The sequence below is a fragment of the Rhodococcus sp. OK302 genome (assembly GCF_002245895.1).
In the GTDB taxonomy this organism is placed as follows: Bacteria; Actinomycetota; Actinomycetes; order Mycobacteriales; family Mycobacteriaceae; genus Rhodococcus_F.
This window is the reverse complement of the sequence record NZ_NPJZ01000001.1, coordinates 1,219,864-1,235,348: the sequence shown is the minus strand read 5'-3', so window position 1 is coordinate 1,235,348 and position 15,485 is coordinate 1,219,864. Positions and strand designations below refer to the sequence as shown.

Below are 15,485 nucleotides of genomic sequence, written 5' to 3'. Positions count from 1 at the left end.
TACCGTTGACCAATGTCCGACCCATTCGGTCCGACCCGTTTGCATCAGTACGCAAGAGTGCAGGACACTGCACGTATGCGTGGAATCATTCTGGCCGGTGGCACAGGCTCTCGCCTGCACCCGATCACTCTCGGAGTGAGCAAACAGATGCTCCCGATCTACGACAAGCCAATGATCTACTACCCGCTTTCCACTCTGATGCTCGCGAACATTCGCGACATCCTCATCATCACCACCCCCCACGACGCCGAACAGTTCCGGCGCCTGCTCGGCGACGGATCCCAATTCGGCGTCAATCTGACATACGCCGTCCAGCACGAACCGAACGGACTGGCAACCGCTTTCGTTCTCGGTGCCGAACACATCGGATCAGAATCCGTCGCACTTGTCTTGGGCGACAACATATTTTACGGACCCGGCCTCGGGACTCAGCTCAAACGATTCTCCGATGTCGACGGAGGTGCTGTCTTCGCATACTGGGTCTCCGACCCCACCGCCTACGGTGTCATCGAGTTCGACAACGCCGGTCGCGCGATCTCCATCGAAGAAAAGCCCGAATCGCCGAAATCCAACTACGCAATCCCCGGCCTGTACTTCTACGACAGCGACGTCGTCGAGATCGCCCGAAACCTGAAGCCGTCCGCCCGAGGCGAATTCGAAATCTCCGACGTCAACCGCCACTACCTCGACGCGGGTCGACTGCAAGTCGACATCCTGCCCCGCGGAACTGCCTGGCTCGACACAGGCACTCCGGACTCCCTCCTCGAAGCCGCAAACTACGTGCGAACCATCGAGCACCGCCAAGGCCTCAAAATCGGGTCGCCCGAGGAAGTTGCCTGGCGACGAGGATTCATCACCTCTGACCAATTACGTTCCCAAGCAGAAACATTGGGAAAATCCGGCTACGGCGATTATCTCCTCGCACTACTTGAACACGGCAAGGAATGGTGACGTGGATATCCGTGCACTGAAAATCGCCGGAGCCTGGGAAATCACACCCAAACAGTTCGGCGACAACCGCGGTGTCTTCCTCGAATGGTTCAAAAGCTCAGCATTCACCGCCGTTACCGGCCGAACCCTCGAACTGGCACAAGCCAATTGCTCCGTTTCCGCAGCCGGCAGCCTGCGCGGAATCCATTTCACCGACAACCCACCCGGGCAGGCTAAATACGTCACCTGCGTCAAAGGAGCGTTCCTCGACGTCGTCGTCGATTTACGCGTCGGATCTCCGACCTTCGGCGAATGGGATTCGGTACTGATCGACGACGTCGACCGCAAAGCTGTCTACCTGTCCGAAGGACTCGGACATGCGATCTTGTCTCTCGAAGACGGATCGACGGTCATGTACCTCTGCAGCATCGAATACTCCCCCGAGTTCGACCGCGACCTCGATCCCTTCGACCCGGAACTCAACATCACCTGGCCGACGACGGACCGCGCGGGCAACCCACTAACTTACGAACTCTCGGCAAAAGATTCGGCGGCACCCTCACTCCACGCGCTTCGAACCCAAGGATTGTTGCCTCGTTCTACAGCCCCATCCCCCTAGAGTCGGTAATCTTCAACTTTCGAAACCGAACGATCCGCAGGGTATGTGCGCGTAGCAAACCTGGGTATACCGGGGATCATGGGCACACAGGGGAGCATGGGTACACCAGTGAGCATGGGTACACCAGGGAGTCAACAACGCGGCAGACGGCGCCGCAGTCTCTGGATCGCTGCCTTCCTCATACTCGGGTTGGGTGGGCTGGCACTGGCGGCTCCGCCACTGACTCCCGGAACATATCCCGGCACCACAGAATCTGCGCCCGTCACGGTTATCACCACCGCCCCGCCGTCACCGATCGTCTCTCTCACGCCGGAGGAACTCGCGGCACGGGTAATCCCCAGCATCGTGACCATCACTTCGTCCGCAGGATTCACAACCACCGCCGGAACTGGCATCGTTCTCTCTCCTGACGGAGTGGTGTTGACCAACCATCACGTCATAAGCGGAGGTTCCGAGATAACCGCGACAAGTATGTCCAACGGCCTGATCTACGACGTCGAAGTGCTCGGCTACGACAGCGATCAAGATCTCGCGGTGCTTCGGTTGGCCGGCGCATCCAATCTTCCCAGCGCGACTGTAGGCACGGCCGAAAACGCCAAGCGAGGCGATCCGATCACTGCGATCGGAAACGCCGAAGGCGAAGGTGTTCCACTGCCTGCACCCGGAGTCATCACCAACCTGGGCGTCACGGTCAATACCCGCAATTCGACGGACGGATCACGAAACCAGCTAATGGGCCTTATCGAAGTAGACGCCGACATCCGGCCCGGCGATTCCGGCGGTCCTCTGGTGAACGCCGCTGCCGAGCTTATCGGTGTCAGCAGTGCCGGCAACGCCATTGCTGATCGCACCGAAACCTCGCCCGCCCCACAGTCGTACGCTATACCCATTGATACCGCCCTTCCCGTTGTCGACCAAGTACTCAGCGGACTCTCCTCGGAGACGGTTCGTGTCGGCCCGACACCAATTCTCGGCGTTGCCGTCAAGGATCACCGCGACGCCCCGCCCGGAGCGGAAGTTGTTGCTGTGAGCTTTGATTCACCCGCCGAGAAGGCAGGTCTCACCAAGGGTGCCGTCATCACCGAATTCGGCGGCACCCCCATAACTTCGTCCGCAGATCTCAACTCAGTGATGAGCTCACGAAAACCCGGCGACGCCATCGATGTGAAGTGGACCGACGCACAGGGTCAGCCGGCCGCCGGGTCCCTCGTCTTGGACGAGGGCCCGCCCCGTTAGACGAGCTACCCGAGCTTGCACAAGCCGACCTTGCCTTCAACTGTTCGCAACTGGCCTTACCCGTCGTAGTCCACGGCAACCGACGACGTGGTTGGGCGGGACTGGCAGGTGAGGATGTACCCGCCCTCCACGTCGGCCTGTGACAGCGCGAAGTTCTGCTCCATCACAACCGATCCGCACGTCACCTTCGCCTTGCACGTGCCGCAAGCTCCACCGAGACAGGCGTATGGCGCATCCAGCCCGGATTTCAGAGCCGACTCGAGAACGGTGTCGCCTGCCGCCAGTTCGACTTCGTGTTGACGACCCGATAGCCCTACCGTGACCGCGGCTGGGGCGAACCCATCGGAGCGGCCGGGCGAACGGTACCCCTGGAAGATTTCAACATGGACTTGGTCCGCCTCGGCGCCGCGTTCGATGATCAGCTCTCGTGCACCCGTGACCATATCGACTGGTCCGCAGAGGAACCAAGCGTCCACTGAACTCGGCGCTAGCTCGGCGGCCAGCCATCGGTGGAGCTTGGTTTGGTCGACGCGCCCGCTGAGAAGCGGCGGGTACTGGGGATCGCGGGAGCGTACGTGAATGATCTGGAGTCGGTCGCCATAGCGTGCCTCGAGGCTGTCCAATTCCCCGCGGAACATGGTGCTGTCTGCGTCCCGATTGCCGTAGATCAGTGTGAACCGACTCGCTGGCTCTACAACGAGTGCCGTCTGCACGATCGACAGCACCGGGGTGATGCCGCTTCCCACGGCGATTGCGACATATCGCTTACTGGCGAGCGGATCGAGTTGGGGGCCGAAGGAACCGGTCGGTGCCATCAGATCGAGCGTGTCACCGGGGCGCAGCTGCTCGGTGGCGAAAGTGGAGAACGTTCCCTGGGGAATGTGTTTAACCGCAATTGTCAGCGTGTCAGAGATGGCCGAGGAGCAGATGGAGTAGTTACGTCGTACGTCCTTGGCTCCGATTCTGGTGCGAACGGTGACGTATTGTCCGGGCTCGAACGAGAACGTGTCCCGCAGCTCGTTTGGCACGTCGAATCGGATCAAAACGCTGTCATCGGTCAACTTGTCGACGCTGGCAACCGGGATCGGGTGAAAACCCGTGGGACGACCCGATTGTTGAGCGGCCCGCCGGATCGGAAGGAAACGCCCCAGTTTGCCGTTCAGGCGCTTCCACTCGCGGTACTCGTCCGGGCTGAGCTGCTGGCCGAATGCTGTGCCGATAGCTGCATCCCGCTCAAGATATTCTTCTTCGTTTCGCCGCCACGTCGCCACGTATCTGTAGAACGGAACCGAGGGATGCAAGTGATGGATGAGGTGGTAGTTCTGCGACAGGAGCAGTGGGGTCAGGACCCACTCCGCGCCGACTCGGTTGCGGGTCGCACGGTATCGGTTCTCCTGCTGCGTATCCTCCAGATCGTGGTGCGGAAGCCAGTCGAACCACCACGCCAGCACGAACATGGCGACCCGCTCGGGGATCAAGTAGACCAGGGCGAGCGTCCAAAGATGTCCCGTCAGCGCACAGGTGAGGATCACGGCGGAACTTACGACCATCAGCAGCGAAGTCTCCACCACTTCGGCTCTCGGGCGGCGCTTGACATTGCGCACCACGAACTTCAAGTATGGAAAGTCCATCAATCCGAACCGAAGAGGGGCCTGCCATATCGAAGAGCCACTGATGAAGTGGTCAGGATCGTCGCTGCCGCCGTTCGTGTTCCGGTGATGTGCGATGTGAATGAACGCAAAAGATTTGAACGATATCAATGGTGAGACGAAGAGCATCGCGACTCGGCCGAAAGCAACATTGACCCAGCGGTGAGTGCTGATCGAATAGTGCGAAGCGTCGTGCAGCACGGTGAACAGCACAAAGATCGAAGCAGCGCTGAGCACGATCGTCACCGGCGCAGCAAGCGCATCAGTCACTGCCGCCGCGGTGGAAGCTGCGAAAACTGCGATAGCGCCACAGAAGATGCCCACGATCGGCCAGGAGATCGTCGGGACCCGTTCACCTGAATCGGGGAGTCCTTGATGTGAGCCTCTGCGGACCGGGACGTCGGTAGGTGTAGCCATGACCAAGACATTATGAACCGCCCGTCAGCGCTACAAGAGGTCTCGCGCCCACGAGAATGTGCTCGCAGCACATTCTGTCAGGAAGAAGGCCCGGGATCAGGTGCGAGCACAACGGGGCCGAGCACGTCGACGAGCCGCAAGGCTGCATGCAATTCGGCGATGCGCTCGGATGCTGGTCGACCGCGCCGCTCCTCGCCCCGTCGCATGCGCTGCAGCACCGTGTTGCGGTGTATCCCCAACTCCTTACCCGCTGCTGCCAATCCCCCCTGTGCGTCGAGCACCGCGAGCAGTGCCTGCCGTTCCTCCGCCTCGCGTAGTCCCACGACCGCAAGTGCACCGAGTTCAGCCGCGACGAACCCGCGGGCCAGATCCAGGTCGCTACTCATCATGTCCACCAGTGCCATGTCAGCGTACGAGGTGACCTCGGTTTCCCGGCCGGCCAGCTCAACGATCCGACGCGCACGCAGTGCCTGGGCGTGAGACTTTCGGAAGCCGGCCGGGCCCTGCGCCGGTATTCCCAGCGAGACGTGTACCAACTTGGGGATCCGACCCATCAATGGCGGGAGGTCACGCGGAATGCTGGAGGTTGAAACCCATCCCCACAGCGTCTGGGTCCCGTCCGTGACGAGCAGGGGATGCTCCGAACCCAGGTGTCCGCCGATCGTTCTACCGACCCGCATTAGATCTGCATCGTCGCGCTCGGTCCAGCAGACAAATGCCGTTTGCCATCCGGTGAGCCGGTGAGACAAGGTCCCCTCAGCTCGCCCGAGGTCGATCCGGTCGCCAGCGAGCAACCTGCGAACCGCGTCGGTGCGGGCTGCACGGACCCGGTTCTGAATCCGATCGAGTTCGGCGACGTACTCAGTGGCCACCTCACTGGAAATACGGTCGACGTAGGCGAACGCGTAGTTCTGCAGTTCGGACACTACGACGAGCGCGAGGGCCGGATCGGTTACCAACTCCCCAGCCTTGGCAAAGATGCGTTCGGTGAAGTAGGCGTGGCCGAGCCGGTAGAACCGCAGCATTACGTCGACGCTGTAACCGCGCGCCGCCATCGCGCGCGCGTGCTCGAGAGCGGTGACAGGTGCAGATGCGACGGAGGCGTCGATCCCGTTGCGCACCATCGACAATGCCGCCTCGATATTTGATGAGCACGATCCGAGCGTCAGCCCGCGAAGTCCGTCGTCCTTGCCGGCCTCGGGGATCCGTTCGACGATGTAGTCAAGCATTTCGTCGGCGTAGAACGGCATCCGTTGCAACAGTTCGGCGGTCGTGCGCCGTAGCTCCATCGCGACCGCGTCCGGTAGGGCCGCCCAGCCGCTCACACCTGCGCCCACCGTTGGTGGCGCACTAGCCGGGGCACGGCGGGATCCTGATTTTCCGGCAACGTCGATGTGGTCTACCGCGTTTCTGATAATGGCAACGATACCGATCGTATAGGCACCACGGACGCCTTCTCCGGTTTCGGGAAGAACTGCCGGGATGGGCTGATCCAGTCATCGAAACCCGTCGTCGGGCTGTATTTCGTCCACAAGAACCCCCGGTTCGAACTTGCTCCAAACCTTAAACCTGGGGTCCGACAAAAACTCAGGCGATGCGAATCGAGATGAATCTTGCGACGTCGCGAAGCGCAGCCCGACTTTCCGGCAGACTCGGCAACACCGCCGGAAATGCGTGAATCTGACCGTTCCAAATCTGCAGAGAACACTCGACTCCAGCTGCTGAAAGCCGCCTCGCCATCAGTTCCGAATCGACTCGGAGCACTTCGGATTCGGCCGCGATCAGCAGCGACGGCGGCAGGCCGGCAAGGTCGCCGTCAATGGGCGATAACACCTCACCGCCCAATTTTCCGATGGCCGCCAAGGCTGATACCGGAGCAATGACATCGCGTCGGGCATTGGCGTGAACAGCTTTGGTGGTGCAATCCAGATCGAGGAGCGGCGACAGTCCAACCAACCCGGCCGGAACCGCGAGTCCGGCAGCAGCAGCAGCTGCCAATGCCGTTGCGAATGCCAGGAATCCACCCGCCGAATCACCCACGAATACCGTCTTTTCCGGCAAAGCACCCTGCGCCAGTAGCCATCGATAGGCACTGAGGCAATCGTCGACCGACCCACTGATCGACGTAGTCGGCAACTGCCGATACGCGAGATGCAACACCGGCAGACCTGTTCGTTTGGCAATACTCGCAACCACCGGACGATGTGTGTTGAGGCCGCAACACATAAATCCACCGCCGTGCAGGTACAGGACAACACCGTCACGAATATCGGCGGTCGAGCCGGCGATATGCACCAATTCGCCGTCGAAACCCGGAAAGTGCACGGCTTCTCGATCGATGCCCGACGGAATCCGCACCCCCGCCGCAGTATCCAGAACCGAAGCACGTCGAATGGCGCCGAGCGTCAGCGGCGCAACTCCCACCACCGGACGAACCATCCAGCGGCAAGCGTTGTACAGAACCTGCGATTCGAGACTGGGCCTGCCGTACCGCATACCGGTCCGGCGAGTGACTATCGGCGACAGAGACATCCGTTGAGGTTAGAAGCGATCAGCTTCCGAAGAGGTCGACTTCGTCAAGATCCTCGACGATCGTCATTTTCCTCTTCCGCCCGCCGATGACCTTGCCGAGATTGCGCAAACCACCGGTCGACGCTTTCGGAGCGGGTGGAATGCGCTGCGGTGCAACTCGGGTCCGAGCGGCCCGCTGCACAGGCTTAGCGACAGGTGCCGGCGCAGAGGCGGGAGCAACCCGTGCAACAGGTGTCGGTACCGCAGCAACCACACGCTCTTCGACGAACTCCTCGACAACTTCCACTGCAACGACGTCAGTCGCAATTGTCACCGCAACGACGTCAGTCGCAATTGTCACCGCAACGACGTCAGTCGCAATTGTCACCGCAGCTACCACCGGCGCAACCGGTTCCGGCGTGACAACGTCCGCCTCGATAAACTTCTCGATCTGCGCCGGCCCGTCGAATACGGGGAACTCCTGCGCCCACCGGACGTGACTGGCAAGTCCACGCGATTCGAGTTCGCGAACAAGATCTTCGTGCCACGACGCATCGCTGGAGTCCCCGAACGCGCGCGCATCGTCGCTCACCCAGAGCACTTCGACGCCCGGGTTCCGGTCGGCAAGATCGAGCACCGTCAGCCAGTTCAGTGTCGCGGGATACCCGTCGCGCTTTTTCTTGTCGACGTACGGCCGGCGCATCGCGATTGCCCGTTCGGCGATCGCGACGTGCGACACGTCGACTGGATCGACAACCTCGACTCCGATCTGCCGGAGATCGTCCACAACGTCTTGGATATACCCGTCAGCTTTGTCGTGGGCGGCGTCGATGAATCGAGTGAGGTCTCGGCGTAGGCCGAGTCGGTCGTACATCCGTGCCGACGCACTCAGCGCGGCGATCATCTCTGCGGATTCCGCGCGGTAGCGGTTGGCTACGTCGAGAACTACCAGGTGGGGTACTACTACGCGGAGTCCGCGGGCCTTGGCGTCGGCAATGGAATTGTCGAACCGCGCACCCCGAGACAGGGCGGAGGAATCGAGGACGATGATCATGGTCTCGATTCTCTCTCAAGAAACCGGACGAATACGCTAATTCACCCCGAACCGTTACTTGATTTTGAAGATCACAGCCCGCTGAACGACGAAGTTGATGACCGTCGCGGTGCCCTGCGCAATGACGAAGGCCAAGGGTAGACGCCACCACTGGTCGTCGAAAATATGGTTCATCGCGGCATTGAGTCCGACCTGGATCCCGAAAGTCACGGCATACAGTGCTACGACAGCCACAAATCGGGCGCGCGAAGGCTCGGCCTTGAACGTCCACCGTCGGTTGATCAGATAGGCCGTCGTAGTTCCGACGACAAAACTGATCGCCTTCGCCACACTCAGATCGAGTCCGGCCACTTTGAACAGGAAGACGTACAGCCCGAAGTCCACGACCGCCGATAGCCCACCGGTGACAAGGAACCGGATGATCTGCGTTTTCAGGTCGAGTGCGTCATCGGCGAGGTCCGTCGTGACGGGGATCTCCACCGGCAACGGGACGTGGGGTTCGTGCTGGTGGTTCGCAGGCGTTTCAGGCACGACGACGAGAGTAACCACTCGAGCCGAAGCCATCCGCACTACTCCCAGGTAACCTCTACCTTGATGTCCACGACAGCAGAAGAGACGCCGCAGCAGGCTCTCCACACCCAAGCCCGCACCCTCACCGGTTGGGGACGCACCGCCGCCACCACCGCACAGGTGTTGTCCACCCCCGACGTGGAAGTAATCGCAAGCGCGGTTGCCCAGGTTGCGGAAAAGAACGAGTCCAAGCCGTCGCACTTGCGACGTGGTGTCATCGCGCGCGGTCTCGGCCGCTCGTACGGTGATCCGGCGCAGAATGCCGGCGGCCTGGTCATCGACATGAATGCGCTCAACCGTATTCATCGGATCGATCGTGACACCGCCTTGGTGGACGTCGACGCCGGAGTGAATCTGGATCAGCTGATGAAGGCTGCTCTGCCGTTCGGCCTGTGGGTTCCGGTACTGCCGGGTACTCGCCAGGTCACGATCGGCGGCGCTATCGGCTCCGATATTCACGGCAAGAACCACCACAGCGCGGGCAGCTTCGGCAACCACGTCGTGTCGATGGATCTGCTGACGGCCGACGGCAAGGTTCGTACCCTCACCCCCAAGGGCGGGCGCAACGATCCCAAGGCTGCTCTCTTCTGGGCCACCATCGGTGGCATGGGCCTGACGGGCATCATCTTGCGCGCGACGATCAAGATGACGCCTACCGAAACGGCGTACTTCATCGCCGACGGCGATGTCACCCACACACTCGACGAGACCATCGCGCTGCACAGCGACGGTAGCGAAGCCAACTACGAGTACTCGAGCGCCTGGTTCGACGCGATCTCCGCGCCCCCGAAGCTCGGCCGCGCGGCAGTCTCGCGTGGCTCCCTGGCGAAGCTCGATCAGCTTCCCACCAAGTTGCAGAAGAACCCCCTCGCGTTCGACGCGCCGCAGCTGCTGACGTTCCCCGACGTCTTCCCGAACGGCCTCGCCAACAAGTTCAACTTCAGTGCGATCGGCGAGGTCTGGTTCCGCAAGGCCGGCAACTACCAGGGCAAAGTCCAGAACCTGACGCAGTTCTACCACCCGCTCGACATGTTCGGTGAGTGGAACCGTGCTTACGGATCCAATGGATTCCTGCAGTACCAGTTCGTGGTGCCGCCGGAGGCTGTCGAAGAGTTCAAGAAGATCATCGTCGACATTCAGCGCAGCGGGCACCACTCGTTCCTGAATGTGTTCAAGCTGTTCGGCGAGGGCAATCAGGCACCGCTCAGCTTTCCGATCCCGGGCTGGAACATCTGCGTCGACTTCCGCATCAAGCCGGGGCTCAACGAGTTTGTCACCGAACTCGACAAGCGTGTCCTCGAATTCGGTGGACGCCTGTACACGGCCAAGGATTCGCGTACGTCCGCAGAAACCTTCCACGCCATGTACCCGCGCATCGACGAGTGGATCGCGACGCGCCGAAAGTATGACCCCACAGGCGTTTTCGCCTCCGATATGTCCAGAAGGCTGGAACTGTGATCAACGCTGTAGGTAACCCGCAAACTGTTTTGCTTCTCGGTGGAACATCTGAGATCGGCCTCGCCATGTGCGAGGAGTACCTGAAGAAGGCGCCGGTTCGCGTCATTCTGGCGACGCTCCCCGGTGATCCCGGCAGCGACGCTGCGGTAAAGCAGTTGGAAGCCAAGGGCGCCACCAAGGTCGAGGTTGTCGACTTCGATGCCGTGGCTTTCGACAGCCACCCCAAGGTCATCGACGCGGCATGGTCCGGCGGCGACGTCGACGTCGCGATCGTTGCGTTCGGTCTGGACGGCGACCCCGAGGAACTGTGGCAGAACCAGCGCAAAGCTGTGCTGGTCGCAAACGTCAACTACACCGCTGCAGTGTCCGTCGGCGTGTTGATCGGCGAAAAGATGAAGGCTCAGGGCTTCGGCAAGATCATCGCGATGTCCTCGGTTGCCGGTGAGCGCGTCAAGCGCGCCAACTTCGTCTACGGCTCCACCAAAGCCGGCTTGGACGGCTTCTACCTGGGCCTCGGCGAGGCGTTGGCAGAGTTCGGGCCGAGCGTGACGGTGGTACGGCCGGGCATGGTGCGCACCAAGTTCAGCGCACACGTCAAGGAAGCGCCGCTCACTGTCAACAAGGAAGACGTCGCGAAGCTCGCTGTTGCAGCGTCCGACAAGGGCAAGGAAATTGTCTGGGCTCCGGGTCCGTTCCGCTTCGTGATGATGGGCCTGCGCCACGTCCCGCGCGCGGTTTTCCGGAAGCTGCCCGTCTAAGCTCATTTTCGTGTCACAGACAACAGCCGAACCAGCTCTAACAACGATCCCCCCGTCGCCGTGGCGTAATGCCGCGGCGACGGTCGTGGAAATGCTGCTCGCAGCACTCGTTGCCGTCGTCGTTGCGGCGGTAGGACTGTTCGCTTTCAGCAAGGTCGACTGGCCGGCCTTCACGTCGTCGAATGTCACGCAGGCTGTCACGACGGTCCTGCAGGTTGTCTGCATCGCCGTTATCGGTATCGCAGTCCTGATGTTCCGCGCGCAGAAAGCCGAACGTTTCGCGAAACTCCTGTCGTGGGCCGGACTCTCGGGATTCGTCACGACGACGCTCGGACTTCCCCTCGCTGCGACAACCTTGTATCTGCACGGGGTTTCCGTCGATCAACAGTTCCGCACCGAGTATCTGACCCGGCTCACGGATTCTGCTGCGCTGCATGACATGACATACGTCGATCTGCCGCCCTACTATCCGGCCGGCTGGTTCTGGGTCGGCGGGCGGGTAGCAAACCTTCTGGGAATGGACGGCTGGGAAGCCTTCAAGCCTTACGCAATTGGCTCGTTGGCAGTTGTCGCCGTCGTTGCACTCGTGTTGTGGACCAAGCTGATTCGACGCGATTGGGCTGTTGTCGCTGCGTTGGCCGTCACGGCCGTCGTGTTGGCGTACAACTCTCCCGAGGCTTACGGCGCCGTCGTCAACTTGCTGATTCCGCCGGTGCTGATCTTGGCCTGGGGCGCGCTGGATCGGCCGGGCGCACAACGCTTCGCCGGAGCGGGCGCTGTTCTGGGCACCGGCTTGTTCCTCGGATTCGCCGCAACCGTCTACACCTTGTATCTCGGGTTCACTGCCTTTGCCGTGACGTTGATGGCGGTCGTTGCCGCGGTACTCGCCGCACGGGCTCAGAACTCGTGGAAAGCTGCTCTGGGGCCGCTGATTCGTTTGGCTGCAATCGCAGTAATCTCCGGACTGGTCGCGCTGATCGTGTGGGCTCCCTATCTGATCAAGGCTCTCTCCGGCGCTACGGCAGAGTCCGGCACGGCGATGCACTACCTGCCGGATTCCGGTGCGGTACTGCCCTTCCCGATGCTGAAATTCTCACTCGTCGGCGCACTGTGCATGTTGGGTACCGTCTGGCTGATTTCCCGTTTCCTGTTCTCACGCCGCGCACGCGCGCTGGGAATCGGCGTTATCTCCGTCTACCTGTGGGCTCTGCTGTCTATGACGGTCACCGTCGCGGGCACCACCCTCCTCGGATTCCGGCTTGAACCCGTACTCATTGCCCTCCTCGCAGCAGCCGGCGTGTTCGGGTTCTTCGAGTTCGCCGGGTGGATTGTGTTGGCCACCAGTGAGAATCCTCGGGTCAAGGCAGTGCTGGTTGCGCTCGGCGTGATCGGAACAATTGCTTTCGCGCAAAACATCCCGCAGGTATTGGCTCCGGATATCGCTGTCGCCTACAGCGATACCGACGGCAACGGCGAGCGCGGCGACAAACGTCCGCCCGGAGCCGAAGCGAACTACGCCGACATCGATCGCATCATTCGTGAACAGTTGGGCCGCGAACCCCATGACCTCGTGGTGCTGACGGCCGACATCGGGTTTTTGAGCTTCTACCCGTACTTCGGGTTTCAGGGACTCACATCGCATTACGCAAATCCGTTGGCGGACTTCCGCGCTCGCGCGGAGCTGATCAAGAAGTGGTCGGAACTCGATACGTCCGACGAGCTGATTGCGGCTTTGGATTCCGCACCCTGGCGAGCACCCGACGCCTTTGTCTTCCGCCAGGGAGCCGACGGCTACACCTTGCGTCTGGCCGAGGACGTGTACCCCAACGATCCCAATGTTCGCCGATACACAGTCACATTCCCGAAAGAACTGTTCGGCAGTCCGCAGTTCACGGTTACCGAGCAGGGACCCTTTGTGGTGGTAACCCGCACCGGCGCAAGCCGACCGGGATAGACCTCACAGCGGGCTTCCTGACGAGGGCGTTGACGCAGTGCCGTCCGCACCCTAACTTCATACGGTGACGAGAACCGATGCCCGAGCGGCAATGATCGATGCGGCCGAGCGACTGGTGGCAGAGCGCGGCCTGGCCGCAATGACCTTGCGTGATGTCCAGACAGAAGCGGGGCAGGCGAATAAGTCGGCAGCGCAGTACCATTTCGGTTCACGTGAAGGACTTCTGACGGCGGTGGTCGATTCGCGGATGAAGCCCGCCGGCGAGCGCCGACGCGAACTCCTCGACGCAATCGACCTCGGGCCGCAGCCTCCCACCATGCGCCAACTGGTCGAAGCGTTGATCCTGCCGTTGGCAGAGCAAACCATCGAACGTGAGCACAGTTTGTACGCCCGGTTCCTTGTGCAGTCGATTTTTGATCCGGCGATGTCGTCGACCATCCGTGAACACATGCGTGCTGAGAGTTTCCGGGACGTGCGACGCCGGATCGAGTCCATGTCCCCGTTGCCGGCTGATATTGCGGAGTTGCGGACGGGCACGCTGGCGGTTCTCAGTGTCGTTACTTTTGCCACCTGGGAAGGCAGAATTCACGGACCGGCAGAGTCTGCGCCGATCGTCGCCGATCTGATCGAGAGTTGCCTCGGGGCCTTGAACGCACCCGCGCCGGCGAGGTAAGTCCCAACCGTTCACACCGAGTTTGTCGCCGTCATCTCCGGGGTATTCGGCTGTTACATGGCGCAGTTGACAGCAACTGCATCCACCATCTTGCCGGGGCAGGTGATGACATTGAGCGAACTCTTTGCGCCAAGTCGCGAATTGGTTCCGCATCGCGCAATCTTGGATGCAGCGGAGCACACTCTTGTCATTGCGCGGGGGCGGCCGTACGGCGCGGAGCAAGCGTTCCACGAGTTGCTGGGTGTTGCCATCCGCCATCGCGTCGAAGTGCTCACTCTGGCGCGCGCTCTGATCGATGTCTCCGCCGCACGACCTCCTGACGACCTTCCCGCGGACACTGCGCATACGGTCGCACTCCAGGAGTGGGGCGACCTCTTGGATCTACCTGTGCAGGAACAACCCTCGCAGGAGGACGGAGCCTCTGACAGCATCGAGCCTGCTGTGGAGTTCCTACTCTCGTCAGATACCTCCGGACGCGTCGTGAATGTGTCGCTCGCCTTCACGATCGGCGCGATCATCGGACTCTTCGCTCACGACTGGATGGTTTTGCTCCTCGTGACGGCGGTGTGCACGGTCTGGGCGTCGACGGCGATCGTCGTGAAGATCGTTCGACTCTCTCGTTCACACAGCTGGTCGGGTGTCGACGCAAAAACCAGGCCGAATACGCAGGGTAGCAACAACTCTCGCCGTCACGCTATTGCAGCGTAACGGCGAGAGCAGCCACGTTATCCTCAAAGTCGCTGCGGGGCACCGTAAGTAACTACCGTGTCGCCACGAGATGTCACGGCCTTTGCATACGGCCGAATGGTTACCGGACCAAGAGCACCCTGCACGTACCCGTGAACTCCCGACAATCGCACCGTCGCCTCCGGACCGTCGAACTCCTGGTCCGACAGCAATGTGACATCGGTGATTCCGCCCGGCGCCAGATCTAGATCGAGTTCCTGCGACGGAATGATGTTGCCACCGATTCCCGCAGTACCGCCCACATTCATGTCAAGCGTCGGATTCGGCGTAATGCCGATATTCAGATGGTTGTCGGCCGCCAGGGCCCAGTCCAGGTTGGGGGAAAACAGCGACACCGTGGCGCCCGTAAATGCGATCGGGTAACCGATCTGATAGCCGATCGTCAGTTTGGTGCCTGTGAAACCGTCGGCATCGGGTCCGTCGATCTTTACGCTTGCAATTCCGTCGTGGAAGAACTCGACGCTGAGCGGGGAACTGTCGAGCGGCGGAACGGTATGGATTGACGTGTCCATTTGTAGGACTTCTATCCGGTTTCCTTTGGAGTCGACAATCGAACTGGCGTTGTCGACGCCTGCCGATGCGCTGGTGCTGCCTAAGGCGATGGCAAGGGCTGCGACTGCCCCGACCACGCCGATACGAGACTTTCTTCCCGCCCTGTTCTCAGTCACTGCGCCGTCACAAGCCCGTGTAGTCGTCATGCACAAGCACCATCCCGTCCGGTAGTGGCCCCGGACGTATTTCCGGTTCGTGGACAGAACCGGATTCGTCGGGGCTGTGTGAACGAATTCGAGTTGCACGAATTCGAGCAAGACCCTTCGGAGGTACCCCCGTTACAAAGCCGTCAAACGGCGACGGCTGATGATCTCGATCCGAGCACGTCGGATCCGAAATCAGTGAATGAACGTGTCA

14 protein-coding genes are annotated in these 15,485 nt (G+C 61.1%); 8 read left to right on the top strand and 6 right to left on the bottom strand.

Annotation, left to right across the window (positions count from 1 at the left end; translation table 11 throughout):
• Positions 1-75: 75 nt before the first annotated feature.
• From rfbA to BDB13_RS05485, 3 genes are all read left to right on the top strand, one after another.
• Positions 76-951 carry a glucose-1-phosphate thymidylyltransferase RfbA gene (gene rfbA / locus BDB13_RS05495; protein WP_094274697.1) on the top strand — a complete coding sequence of 292 codons (876 nt, stop codon included), beginning with the start codon at positions 76-78 and terminating at the stop codon, positions 949-951.
• A 1-nt stretch (position 952) separates the two neighbouring features.
• On the top strand, positions 953-1,549 hold the full coding sequence (locus BDB13_RS05490; RefSeq protein ID WP_094270755.1) for a dTDP-4-dehydrorhamnose 3,5-epimerase family protein: 597 nt from the start codon (positions 953-955) through the stop codon (positions 1,547-1,549).
• Positions 1,550-1,663: 114 nt separating this feature from the next.
• On the top strand, positions 1,664-2,785 hold the full coding sequence (locus BDB13_RS05485; RefSeq protein WP_094274696.1) for a S1C family serine protease: 1,122 nt from the start codon (positions 1,664-1,666) through the stop codon (positions 2,783-2,785).
• A 56-nt stretch (positions 2,786-2,841) separates the two neighbouring features.
• On the opposite strand, the gene BDB13_RS05480 is transcribed toward BDB13_RS05485, so the two are convergent.
• The 5 genes from BDB13_RS05480 to BDB13_RS05460 form a co-directional block, all read right to left on the bottom strand.
• On the bottom strand, positions 2,842-4,851 hold the full coding sequence (locus tag BDB13_RS05480) for a fatty acid desaturase (RefSeq protein WP_094270754.1): 2,010 nt from the start codon (positions 4,849-4,851) through the stop codon (positions 2,842-2,844).
• Between the two features lie 77 nt (positions 4,852-4,928).
• Positions 4,929-6,176: a helix-turn-helix domain-containing protein gene (locus BDB13_RS05475; protein WP_254922722.1), complete on the bottom strand. Its 1,248-nt coding sequence runs from the start codon at positions 6,174-6,176 to the stop codon at positions 4,929-4,931.
• A gap of 262 nt (positions 6,177-6,438) precedes the next feature.
• The gene (locus tag BDB13_RS05470; protein ID WP_094270752.1) at positions 6,439-7,383 is read right to left on the bottom strand and encodes an alpha/beta hydrolase; all 945 of its coding nucleotides are present in this window, start codon (positions 7,381-7,383) and stop codon (positions 6,439-6,441) included.
• A 19-nt stretch (positions 7,384-7,402) separates the two neighbouring features.
• Positions 7,403-8,416 carry a PIN domain-containing protein gene (locus tag BDB13_RS05465; RefSeq protein ID WP_094270751.1) on the bottom strand — a complete coding sequence of 338 codons (1,014 nt, stop codon included), beginning with the start codon at positions 8,414-8,416 and terminating at the stop codon, positions 7,403-7,405.
• 54 nt (positions 8,417-8,470) lie between these two features.
• Positions 8,471-8,980: a GtrA family protein gene (locus tag BDB13_RS05460; RefSeq protein WP_094270750.1), complete on the bottom strand. Its 510-nt coding sequence runs from the start codon at positions 8,978-8,980 to the stop codon at positions 8,471-8,473.
• A gap of 30 nt (positions 8,981-9,010) precedes the next feature.
• Between BDB13_RS05460 and BDB13_RS05455 the strand changes: the two genes are divergently transcribed.
• The 5 genes from BDB13_RS05455 to BDB13_RS05435 all read left to right on the top strand — a co-directional run bounded on the left by BDB13_RS05455 (position 9,011) and on the right by BDB13_RS05435 (position 14,537).
• Entirely contained in the window at positions 9,011-10,444 is a 1,434-nt protein-coding gene (locus tag BDB13_RS05455; RefSeq protein WP_094270749.1) for an FAD-binding oxidoreductase, read from the top strand.
• A complete protein-coding gene (locus BDB13_RS05450) occupies positions 10,441-11,202 on the top strand; it encodes a decaprenylphospho-beta-D-erythro-pentofuranosid-2-ulose 2-reductase (protein WP_094270748.1) in 762 nt (253 codons plus the stop codon). Before BDB13_RS05455 ends, BDB13_RS05450 begins: the two co-directional genes overlap by 4 nt.
• Before the next feature lie 91 nt (positions 11,203-11,293).
• Entirely contained in the window at positions 11,294-13,156 is a 1,863-nt protein-coding gene (locus BDB13_RS05445; protein WP_094270747.1) for a galactan 5-O-arabinofuranosyltransferase, read from the top strand.
• Between the two features lie 64 nt (positions 13,157-13,220).
• Positions 13,221-13,829, top strand: coding sequence for a TetR/AcrR family transcriptional regulator (locus BDB13_RS05440; RefSeq protein WP_094270746.1), 609 nt, complete (start codon positions 13,221-13,223; stop codon positions 13,827-13,829).
• A 57-nt stretch (positions 13,830-13,886) separates the two neighbouring features.
• Complete coding sequence (locus BDB13_RS05435) at positions 13,887-14,537, top strand: hypothetical protein (protein ID WP_094270745.1); 651 nt, start codon at positions 13,887-13,889, stop codon at positions 14,535-14,537.
• A gap of 23 nt (positions 14,538-14,560) precedes the next feature.
• On the opposite strand, the gene BDB13_RS05430 is transcribed toward BDB13_RS05435, so the two are convergent.
• Positions 14,561-15,274: an MspA family porin gene (locus BDB13_RS05430; RefSeq protein WP_094274695.1), complete on the bottom strand. Its 714-nt coding sequence runs from the start codon at positions 15,272-15,274 to the stop codon at positions 14,561-14,563.
• Positions 15,275-15,485: the final 211 nt, after the last annotated feature.

What these genes read in the sequence shown, in the direction of transcription:
- BDB13_RS05480 (WP_094270754.1), bottom strand. Translation starts at nt 4,851, where the DNA reads ATGGCTACACCTACCGACGTCCCGGTCCGCAGAGGCTCACATCAAGGA.
- BDB13_RS05485 (WP_094274696.1), top strand. Translation starts at nt 1,664, where the DNA reads ATGGGTACACCAGGGAGTCAACAACGCGGCAGACGGCGCCGCAGTCTC.
- BDB13_RS05435 (WP_094270745.1), top strand. Translation starts at nt 13,887, where the DNA reads ATGGCGCAGTTGACAGCAACTGCATCCACCATCTTGCCGGGGCAGGTG.
- BDB13_RS05455 (WP_094270749.1), top strand. Translation starts at nt 9,011, where the DNA reads ATGTCCACGACAGCAGAAGAGACGCCGCAGCAGGCTCTCCACACCCAA.
- BDB13_RS05460 (WP_094270750.1), bottom strand. Translation starts at nt 8,980, where the DNA reads ATGGCTTCGGCTCGAGTGGTTACTCTCGTCGTCGTGCCTGAAACGCCT.
- BDB13_RS05465 (WP_094270751.1), bottom strand. Translation starts at nt 8,416, where the DNA reads ATGATCATCGTCCTCGATTCCTCCGCCCTGTCTCGGGGTGCGCGGTTC.
- BDB13_RS05430 (WP_094274695.1), bottom strand. Translation starts at nt 15,274, where the DNA reads ATGACGACTACACGGGCTTGTGACGGCGCAGTGACTGAGAACAGGGCG.
- rfbA (WP_094274697.1), top strand. Translation starts at nt 76, where the DNA reads ATGCGTGGAATCATTCTGGCCGGTGGCACAGGCTCTCGCCTGCACCCG.
- BDB13_RS05470 (WP_094270752.1), bottom strand. Translation starts at nt 7,383, where the DNA reads ATGTCTCTGTCGCCGATAGTCACTCGCCGGACCGGTATGCGGTACGGC.
- BDB13_RS05445 (WP_094270747.1), top strand. Translation starts at nt 11,294, where the DNA reads ATGCTGCTCGCAGCACTCGTTGCCGTCGTCGTTGCGGCGGTAGGACTG.